Below are 9864 nucleotides of genomic sequence, written 5' to 3'. Positions count from 1 at the left end.
CTGACGTAATCCATTTTTTCCAAAACCTAAAATGAATAAAAAAACAGCCGATTAATACGACTGTTTTCTGCTTTCGTTTATTAGAACTGTTTCATCACTATTTAGCCTCTTTATATTTCTCCCATAGGGGCATGAGGAACGTTTGAAGTTTCACAAGGGAATTGATGAAAGAAATCTATTTTTTATACGTTACTAAAAAATGCAGCGAACTGTTGATAACTTGGTCGTTGGCTGACATTTTCTAAATAACGTTCTATTGCAGGATGAGGTTCTATTTCATTCATTTTTAACTGCCAAAATAACATCGCGGCGACCATCACATCCGCCGCAGTAAACTGAGCCCCACATAAATATGGATCCGCTGCACTTAAGCCTTGCACAAAAGCAGTATAAACATCTTGATCGTCACCATATCCAACAAACATCTTCTGTTCTGGTTTTATTGTTATACCGAGCATTTTATTGGTCGATGCAGCATCCCACGGTCCAGAAATGAAGAATAACCAACGATAATAAACACCACGTTGCGGATCATTTAACGCTGGCGCTAAGCCTTTCTCTGCAAACTTATCGGTCAAATAAGCGCAAATAGCCCCCAACTCATAGATCACCACATCATCATCAACCAGAACAGGTACTTTCCCAAAAGGATTCATTTTTAAATATTCAGGTGTTTTCATTTCCGTATCAAAAGCAACTTCAATGCGTTCACATTCAATACCCAGTTCGATTAACAACCAATCGACAACAACACCACGTGAAAAAGAATTTGTATATAGTTTTAGAGCCATTTTGATATTTCCTTGTTTATTTGGTCTTATTTAAATTTAATACTTGTGATTGTCAGTTTTTGTCAGTAGTCGAATGGCAAACTTCTTGTATCCACCATTGTTGGAAAAGTTGTTGTTTAAAATGAGGATATAACTCTTGGCTTAAACTCAATTGCTGTATGCGATCTATTCTGAAATGTCGAAAGCCATTACGCAGTTCACACCATGCTGCTAAAACGATACGATCATTAAAATATCCTAATGCAAATGGCCACAATACTCTTGAACTGACTCGTTGCTGCTCATCGGCATAATCAACCATGATTTTGACTTGTTGACGAATCGCAATTCGAACCTGCTCGACTAACTGCTCATCTACAGGCAACCATGTTTGAATTGATCTTAGCGTGGTTTGTTGTAGTAGATGCTGACAATTCGTAGGTAGCACCGCATTCAGTTTTGCCAATACAGAAGTTGATGCTGATTTTAGGGCTTGATCAGGAATCTCACTTAACCAGTTTAATGCCAAGAAAATAGCTTCAATTTCGGTTTCATTTAATGTCATCGGTGGAAGTAAGAAGTTTTCTTTCAGTTGAAAACCTAGACCCGCAGCAGCATCAATATTTACCCCTTGCTCTCGCAAACTCTCAATATCACGATAAACACTACGCTGACTGATCCGTAAACGTTCCGCCAGTACCTTTGCTGTTACTGGATATCGATATTCTCTTAATAATTGCAAAAGATTGAGCAAACGAATTGAGCGACTCATGGTTTCCCTATTGCTTTGTTATTATTGTCTGATGGGAGAGCATACTCCCCCACCTTAGTGTAATGCTTAAACCACTTAACTCTCTGAGAGTGCCGTCGATTGTATCATCCCTTGCAAATAATCATGCAATTGTTGCACATTATCCGCAATCGTAAGCGGTTGATAACGTTGTAACGTTTCAACACTATGCACGCCATAACTGACGCCGATTCTTGGCATATTCAGATTTTGTGCCATCTCAAGATCATAACTGGTATCTCCCACCATAATGGCGCGATCCACAGCCACATCCATCTCTGAAATGATTTCTTTTAACATCAATGGATCTGGTTTCGATCTTGTTTCACTCGCCGCACGGGTAATATCAAAAATGTCATGGCTATTGGTTTGTCCAAGCACCCGATCCAAGCCTTTACGGCTTTTGCCCGTCGCAACAGCAAGTTTTAAACCTTGTTGCTTTAAATCTGCGAGTAGTTCAGCAACCCCATTAAACCAGACATCACCCTTCGAGTTCGCCACATAATGATCCGCATAACATTGCAAAATATCCTGCTGTAAATGAGGCACTTGTGGAAATAAGATTTGCATGACCTCAGGCAAACCCAAACCAATAATACTTTTCGCAGCGTCATTGCTCAGCGGCTGTTCAAATTGTTGTGCAGCATGCTGCAAACTTGCCACAATTTGCCCAACAGAATCAAATAAGGTTCCATCCCAATCAAAAATCACCAACTCCACATTTTGACGCATGATGATGTTCTCAATTTGATTCATGATTGCTTTCTCAACTCATCAATTAACTGCTGCATATCTTCAGGCATGGGTGCTTCAATGGTTGGATAATTTGGAATCTCTAAACGCATGGCATGTAAACACAAACGTCGCGCTTCAGGCCCTGAATACGCTGTATTGTGCCCATATTTATCATCACCAATCAGTGGATGACCAATACTTAAACCATGTACACGAATTTGATGGGTACGACCTGACAAAGGCGAAGCATGCACCAGAGTTGCTGTTTTAAAACGCTCAGCCACCTTCCATTCTGTTTTACTGGGCTTACCTTCTTTGGTGACACGCACACGGCGTTCACCATTAGCCAGTTCATAACGCAATAAAGGTGCGTCAATCAACTGCTTATCCAAGCTGACCTGTCCTTTGACAATCGCCGCATAGGTTTTTTGAATTTTATGCTCACGCAGTAGGTCTTGTAGCAATTTTAAGGTGCTACGCTTTTTACTGATCATCACCAAGCCAGAAGTGTCTCGGTCAATCCGATGAATCAGTTCTAAATATTTTTTTCCTGTCGCCGCACGTAAAGCCTCAATCAAGCCATATGCGACACCACTACCGCCATGTACTGCAATACCGGAAGGCTTATTGACCACCAATAAACCTTCATCTTCATAGACGACACGGCTCAATAAGCTTTGAGCAACGCTATCACTCACAGGCGCAGCCGTTTCATCTTTTTGCTCATAACGAATCGGTGCAACACGAATCTGGTCACCAATCTGCAACCGTGTTTCTGCTTTTATTCTTTTTTTATTGACACGTACTTGTCCTTCACGAATCAAACGATAGATTCGACTTTTTGGAACACCTTTTAATCGGGTAAATAAAAAGTTGTCTATTCGCTGCCCGTCTTGATGCTCATCCACGTCAAACCAAGTGACACTTTGCCATTGTTGTGTAGAATTCATACGCTCGATTTATCCAAGATTTGCTAAATATGATTAAAAAATGATCATTTAGCTAAGTTATTTCACAAGAAACCTAAACTTAGCCCATAGGCAGATGCCGCAAGGTTTGATATATTCAGCGCACGGATACCACCGTAAGTGAGCATCAAATCAAAAATTTTATTTAGATAAAATTTTAAATCGATGAGATATTCACCAACAGCTCGGATAGGTCCTAAAGAATTATGCCGACGCCGAAGGCTTATTATATCGGCAAAATGACAAACTGTTGCGTTTAATTGTGCATCTGCACATAGGGTTTATTGATATTTCAATATACCCTGCGGTTTGTCCAGAAAAAATATGTTGCCAACAGGTTTGTTGGCTATTAAATGTAAACTGATCCACATCAGACAATTTGCTCCCTGATGCCGCATTCAGGCTAAAGCGTTGATGCATTGGAACTGCCAGGCGAAGATACGATGATCATTCCGTATCAGGACGTCCAAATGGGGCGGCCTTAATGCTTAATGACAGTGAAAGTCATCACATCCAATGCACCGCTCACCCGCCAGTGAAGCGCACAGGAAACTTGGATCATTTAGGGTCCAGTGATATATCACGGTGCCCAGGATTGAAGCAGGATTGCCGACATCGAAATAACCGTATCAGAACCCAGAACTGGATTTACAGTCAGTGGTTTCAGAGCTTCGCATATCAAAGCTGCTCCTGAGTCTTGATCACGCCAATTTGATGTTTGCTCAAAAATAGCGAGCGAGTTGTTTGTGTGTATCACTATTAGGTGTCACACCCATGAAACGTATGCTGATTAATGCAACCCACGCTGAAGAGGTTCGCGTTGCACTTATCACTGGTAGTCGTCTTTACGATTTTGATCTGGAAAATCGTACTCGCGAACAGAAAAAATCAAACATCTATAAAGGTCATGTCACTCGTGTTGAACCGTCTCTAGAAGCGGTTTTTGTCGAGTACGGCGCTCAGCGCCAGGGCTTTTTATCAATGCGGGAAATTGCAAACTCGTATTTCAAGGCGGACCCACGCCAAACCTCCAACATCCGTGAACTGATCACCGAAGGCACAGAATTATTGGTCCAGGTTGAAAAAGAGGAACGTGGCAACAAGGGTGCCGCGCTTTCAACTTTCATTTCACTGGCTGGCCGTTATCTGGTTCTGATGCCAAACAATCCGAAAGGTGGTGGCATCAGCCGTCAGATTTCAGGTTCTGTGCGCGAAGAACTCAAAGAAATTCTATCTTCTTTAAATTTACCTCGTGGCATGAGCGTCATTGTTCGTACTGCGGGTATCGGTCGCTCACAGGAAGAACTGCAACTTGACCTACAGCATTTGCTGGACCTTTGGGCACAAATTCAGGGTACGGCAAGTTCTGGTCCATCACCAATGCTGGTGCATCAGGAAGCGGGTGTGGTGACACGCGCCATCCGTGACTATCTACGTGATGACGTTGCTGAAATCCTGATTGATAGCGAACAGGCCTATAATGAAGCTTACAACTTCGTTAAAGCTGTGATGCCACGTCAGCTGGACAAGTTAAAAACCTATACCCAGAATGAGCCATTATTTGCTCATTTCGGTATCGAAAGCCAAATCCAGACTGCTTATGAACGTGAAGTAAAACTTCCTTCTGGCGGTTCAATCGTGATTGACCAAACCGAGGCGCTGGTTTCCATCGATATTAACTCGGCGAAATCAACCCGTGGTCATGATGTTGAAGAAACCGCATTAAATACCAACCTTGAAGCGGCTGAGGAAATTGCGCGTCAACTTCGTTTACGCGATATTGGTGGTTTGGTGGTGATCGACTTTATCGACATGGCCAAGGACCGCAACCAGCGCATGGTTGAGGCGAAACTTCGTGAAGCAACTCAAAGTGACCGCGCACGTATCCAGTTCGGCCAGCTTTCACGTTTTGGCCTGATGGAAATGAGTCGTCAGCGTTTGCGCCCATCGCTTGAGGAAGCAACGGGCTATGTGTGCCCACGCTGTCATGGCACAGGCATGGTACGCGACCTACGCTCCCTTTCACTTTCAATTATGCGTAAAGTGGAAGAAATTGCATTACGTGAACGTCAAGGCGAGGTACAGGTAGAAGTCCCTGTGGAAATCGCTGCATTCCTGTTGAATGAAAAGCGTCACAGCCTTGTATATCTGGAACAAACCTCCAATGTGCGTGTCACCATTCTGCCGCATCCACATTTGGAAACGCCACATTATGAAATCCAGTACAATCCAGCAGGCTTTGCGCCATCCAGCTATGAACGCACTGAAGCGACCCGTGACAGTGAAAAACAACTGGGTTATGAGTCTTCTGAATGGCATCTGGAAGAAGCTGAGCACAGTCATGCTGCTCCAGCACAGCAGCAGGCGACAGCGCCACAGAAAAAGGCTATAACACAGCAAGGCACTGCCCAGCCAAAACAGGCACAGGCAGCAGCGTCAAAAGCAGCAAGCCCTTGCGCATGGTTAGAGAACCTGTTTGTTCAAAAACAGGCTCAGACCATTGATCAGTCCCGCTCTGCACAAAATGCGGCGTCAGCTATTGAACAGATGATCAATAATGGCGCTGTGAGCCGTGGTCAATTCGGCCAGGTTGAGACAGCTGCAATTGCGGAAACAACAGCAAATAATGTCTATATTTCCCAGACACCTGTAAAGCAGGAAACTCGCGAAGCGTTTGAGAAAGACGAAAAACTGAACCGTCCAAATCAGTCTCAAAACCCAAAGAAACGTAAGCATAAAGAGCAACGTGAACAGCATGTACTTGCCCATGAGCAACAAAATCAGGTGCATGAGGAAGTTGTTCAACTGTCACGTCAGGAACAGCGTCAAGAGCAACGTGACCTGAAACGCCAGCAAAAACGTCCGCAGGAATCACAAAACCAGCAACAGCAAAATGATGCTGTTCATGGAAATGATACCTCTGTACCGTTGCCACGTCGTGACCGTCATAGCCAGCAGCGTCCAAACCGCCCGAACCGTCACCGTGACCAAAGTGTTCTCAACGAAACGCCTGTTGCAGTTGAGGCTGCATCCAATCCACAGCAGCTTAAAGTTGATGTGATTGATACACCTCGCACTGAACCAATGAATACGGCATTGATCGTCAACATTGATCAGGGACAAAGTGAAATTGTTGCGCTCAATCCACAGCAGACCACTGCGCCAGCACCACAGGCCGAGCCAGTAAAAGCGGTTGTGAGGGCTGCTGAAACAACTGCGCCTGTTCAGGCAGAGCAGGTTGCTGCTGAAACAACACCAGTTGAAGAGGCAACCCAGGCACCAGCGAAACGTGCAAGCAATGATCCACGTTCACGCCCTCGTCAGCGTGGGGCGCAAAGCAGCCAAAAAATGGCAGCAAAAATTGCACCATCGCAAATTCCAGCGTTGGGACAATACACCATGGGTGGCCTGATTCGTCATATTTATGGTGAAGACTGCAAATTCCTGATTGAGCAGTTTGGTTTGGTGACTACATTCAACCGTGCCTTGCAGAAGTTCGCTGAACAATATGCCAGCACCCTGGTGGTTGAAACAGCTGCTGAGGAAAAGCGCCCTGTTACACGTGATGTAGAACTTCCACGCCAGAAGCCAACCGAAGAAGCTGAACCAGCACCTGTATTGCCATTAACACCACCAGAAGCATCCGCTTCGCGTGTTGCCAACGATCCACGTGAACGTCGTCGTTTAGCAAAACTTGCGGCTGAGCAAGCAAAAGAGGAGCATCTGGCTTCCAATATAGCGCCTGGTGCCCCTGTAGAAAGCACTGAAACCACGCAAGAAGTGCAGGAAACAGCAATTGCGACTGTTGTTGCGCAAAACACTGTTGGTGATGCAGCACCTGAACAACAGGCACTGGCACTTACAAATGAAGAAATGCCTGTGGTGGTGGAAGAAACAGCACCTGTTGAAGCAGTTGAGTCAGCGCAAGCTGCTGTTGAGACTGAAACTGCGGTGGTTACAGATGCAGTTGAAGCAGTGCAGACTATTGAAAACACTGAACCAGTCGCAAGCACTGAAGAAACAGATGTGGAAGATGAAGCTGCCAAAGCGGAAAAGGAGAAATCTACCCGCCCTCGCCGCCCTCGTGGACGACCACCGAAAAAGAGTATCGTTGGCAATGAATAATTTGCTAAATTACACTCAATAAGCAAAAGCCTAATCATTTCGATGATTAGGCTTTTTTGTTACTGTAAAATGTAGCGTCATTGAGATATTGTAAGAGAGCTAGGCCCTTGCGCTGCTTTAGACGCAGCTCAGGTTGATTGCTCTAGGGAATCGCCACTAAAAGCAGCATCAACAGCAAAGATGTTAAATGGTAGTGTTCCAAAAAATAGCCACTTCTTGGATTGATCAAAAAATAAACAGGATTGATATGAGCCAAACTACGCAGACCGATATTATTACCATTGGTGATGTCGCAACCCGACTTCCGAACTTCATTACCAAAGTACCTCATATCCTCAGTGGTCTTAAACAGGCATATTTGCGGACACCAGCCTCTCCAACTGGTTTAGGGATCGCATTTGAAAAAGCAGTAAAGCGTAACCCACAAGGTATTGCACTGTTATTTGAAGATCAAAGCTATAGCTATCGAGCACTAAATGAATGGGCAAACCAGATTGCACATTACTATTTGTCTCTTGGCGCAAAAAAGGGTGATGTTATTGCGGTGATGGTTGAAAACCGTCCTGAACTGATTGCTACGATTGTTGCTTTAGCTAAAATTGGTGTCACGATCGCACTCGTAAACACATCACAAGTCGGTAAAGTCCTTGCTCATAGCATTAATTTGGTTAATCCAATTGCAGTGATTGCAGGTGAAGAAGTCCGTGCTGCGATTGATGAAGCTCGCCCAGAATTAAAAGTGCCACAAGACCGTTTCCACTGGTTTGCTGACCAGGAAACGCGCAAGCATGCTGGTACTGCACCTAAAGACTATGTCAATCTTGCCCAGCAAATTGATCAATTCCCGAAATTCAATCCATCCACCACACGTACAGTGACAGGTAAGGATGGCCTGTTCTATATCTATACTTCTGGTACAACAGGTCTGCCTAAGGCGGTTATTTTCACCCACAGCCGCTGGACGCTAGCTTATGGTACATACGGCCATATCCTTAATCTTGGCAAGGATGACGTGATGTATGTGACCCTGCCACTTTACCATGCAACAGGTGTGGTGGTGTGCTGGTGTGGCGTGATTGCGGGTAGTGCAACACTTGCGGTACGTCGTAAATATTCAACCAGTGCATTCTGGAAAGATGTTCAAAAATTCAATGCATCTGCGATTGGTTATGTTGGTGAGCTTTGCCGTTACCTCATTGATGCGCCGACAACGGAACTTGATCGCGCCCACCGTGTCACCAAAATGATTGGTAACGGTATGCGTCCAAACATCTGGGGCAAATTCAAGGAACGTTTTGGTGTGCAGGAGGTTCTTGAACTTTATGCATCAAGTGAAGGCAATGTTGGCTTTAGCAACATCTTCAACTTTGACAATACCGTGGGCTTCTCTCCTACCCCTTATGCCATTGTTGAGTTTGACAAGGAAAAGAATGAGCTTGTCCGTGACAAGAAAGGCCACTGCAAGAAAGTGAAGACAGGTGAAGTGGGCCTGCTGATTGGCAAAATTACCAGTCGTTCCCCGTTTGATGGCTATACCGATCCTGAAAAGAACAAGTCGGTTATTCTTAAGGATGTATTTACCAAGGGTGATTCATACTTCAATACAGGTGACCTGGTTCGTGACATCGGTTTCCGCCATGCACAGTTCGTGGACCGTTTAGGCGACACTTTCCGATGGAAAGGTGAAAACGTATCCACCACCGAAGTTGAAAACATGGTTTGCGAATACCACAAGATCGCAGAAGCGGTGGTTTATGGCGTGGAAATTCCAAATACCAATGGCCGTGCAGGTATGGCTGCAATCACGCTTGTGGATGGTGAAGAACTGAATGAAGCTGATTTAAGCGCTATGGTGAACGTATTCAAGAAATACCTGCCATCATACGCAATCCCAGTATTCCTTCGCGTTCAGGCCAAGGTTGAAACCACAGGCACATTTAAGTATCAGAAAAACAAGCTGAAAGAAGATGCCTTTAATCCAGCCAAAACGTCTGAACGTTTGTTGGTGTTATTACCAGGCGCAACAGCCTATTGCGATGTAAATGCTGAAATCTTTAACAATATTCAAAATTATCAGTACCGCTTTTAGTTTATTTTTTAGCTAAACGAGAGGAAATCGTGTTTTTTATAAACAATCATTCGCATGATTTACAATTTCCTCTTGTGTTAGCTGAATAAATTGCTAGAATACGCAACATCAAAACGATGCAGTGTTTGAAAGATTTATCTTTCCTCTGATTGCTTAGGATCCAAGACCAAAGAAAGTCATAGATTTTCTCTTGCGCTCGGGTAAAGCGTTGCTTTACTTATCCTCGCTCAGGGTCGTTAGCTCAGTTGGTAGAGCAGCGGACTTTTAATCCGTTGGTCCCGCGTTCGAGTCGCGGACGACCCACCACTTTATAGTTTTGATCATTATCTGGGTCGCTAGCTCAGTCGGTAGAGCAGCGGACTTTTAATCCGTTGGTCCCGCGTTCGA

The 9864-nt window shown here is 44.5% G+C and carries 6 protein-coding genes, 1 tRNA gene and 1 pseudogene; 3 read left to right on the top strand and 5 right to left on the bottom strand.

The window, feature by feature from the left end; all coding sequences use genetic code 11:
* Nucleotides 1–182: 182 nt before the first annotated feature.
* The 5 genes and pseudogenes from B4H32_RS01535 to B4H32_RS12790 all read right to left on the bottom strand — a co-directional run bounded on the left by B4H32_RS01535 (nucleotide 183) and on the right by B4H32_RS12790 (nucleotide 3683).
* Entirely contained in the window at nucleotides 183–791 is a 609-nt protein-coding gene (locus tag B4H32_RS01535) for a glutathione S-transferase family protein (RefSeq protein WP_004680602.1), read from the bottom strand.
* 52 nt (nucleotides 792–843) lie between these two features.
* Nucleotides 844–1542, bottom strand: a complete 699-nt coding sequence (locus B4H32_RS01530; protein ID WP_004680604.1) for a helix-turn-helix transcriptional regulator — start codon at nucleotides 1540–1542, stop codon at nucleotides 844–846.
* Nucleotides 1543–1617: 75 nt separating this feature from the next.
* Nucleotides 1618–2292 (bottom strand): HAD-IA family hydrolase, encoded by a 675-nt coding sequence (locus tag B4H32_RS01525; protein WP_026040077.1) that lies wholly within the window; start codon nucleotides 2290–2292, stop codon nucleotides 1618–1620.
* Between the two features lie 20 nt (nucleotides 2293–2312).
* Nucleotides 2313–3245, bottom strand: coding sequence for an RluA family pseudouridine synthase (locus tag B4H32_RS01520; protein ID WP_004637773.1), 933 nt, complete (start codon nucleotides 3243–3245; stop codon nucleotides 2313–2315).
* A gap of 62 nt (nucleotides 3246–3307) precedes the next feature.
* Nucleotides 3308–3683: pseudogene (locus B4H32_RS12790) on the bottom strand (hypothetical protein).
* A 354-nt stretch (nucleotides 3684–4037) separates the two neighbouring features.
* Between B4H32_RS12790 and B4H32_RS01515 the strand changes: the two are divergent.
* The 3 genes from B4H32_RS01515 (at nucleotide 4038) to B4H32_RS01505 (ending at nucleotide 9783) form a co-directional block, all read left to right on the top strand.
* Nucleotides 4038–7388: an Rne/Rng family ribonuclease gene (locus tag B4H32_RS01515; protein ID WP_004680609.1), complete on the top strand. Its 3351-nt coding sequence runs from the start codon at nucleotides 4038–4040 to the stop codon at nucleotides 7386–7388.
* Nucleotides 7389–7635: 247 nt separating this feature from the next.
* On the top strand, nucleotides 7636–9477 hold the full coding sequence (locus tag B4H32_RS01510; protein ID WP_004762206.1) for a long-chain-acyl-CoA synthetase: 1842 nt from the start codon (nucleotides 7636–7638) through the stop codon (nucleotides 9475–9477).
* A gap of 230 nt (nucleotides 9478–9707) precedes the next feature.
* Nucleotides 9708–9783: transfer RNA gene (locus tag B4H32_RS01505), tRNA-Lys, on the top strand.
* Nucleotides 9784–9864 lie beyond the last annotated feature (81 nt).

Origin of the sequence: Acinetobacter sp. UBA2063 (assembly GCF_002333245.1) — a bacterium.
GTDB lineage: Bacteria > Pseudomonadota > Gammaproteobacteria > Pseudomonadales > Moraxellaceae > Acinetobacter > Acinetobacter parvus.
Note: the sequence above shows the minus strand (reverse complement) of the source record. Positions and strands in the feature narration are given on the sequence as shown.

Coding starts and splice junctions, on each gene's coding strand:
- B4H32_RS01520 (WP_004637773.1), bottom strand. CDS start 3,245: ATGAATTCTACACAACAATGGCAAAGTGTCACTTGGTTTGACGTGGAT.
- B4H32_RS01525 (WP_026040077.1), bottom strand. CDS start 2,292: ATGCGTCAAAATGTGGAGTTGGTGATTTTTGATTGGGATGGAACCTTA.
- B4H32_RS01535 (WP_004680602.1), bottom strand. CDS start 791: ATGGCTCTAAAACTATATACAAATTCTTTTTCACGTGGTGTTGTTGTC.
- B4H32_RS01530 (WP_004680604.1), bottom strand. CDS start 1,542: ATGAGTCGCTCAATTCGTTTGCTCAATCTTTTGCAATTATTAAGAGAA.
- B4H32_RS01510 (WP_004762206.1), top strand. CDS start 7,636: ATGAGCCAAACTACGCAGACCGATATTATTACCATTGGTGATGTCGCA.
- B4H32_RS01515 (WP_004680609.1), top strand. CDS start 4,038: ATGAAACGTATGCTGATTAATGCAACCCACGCTGAAGAGGTTCGCGTT.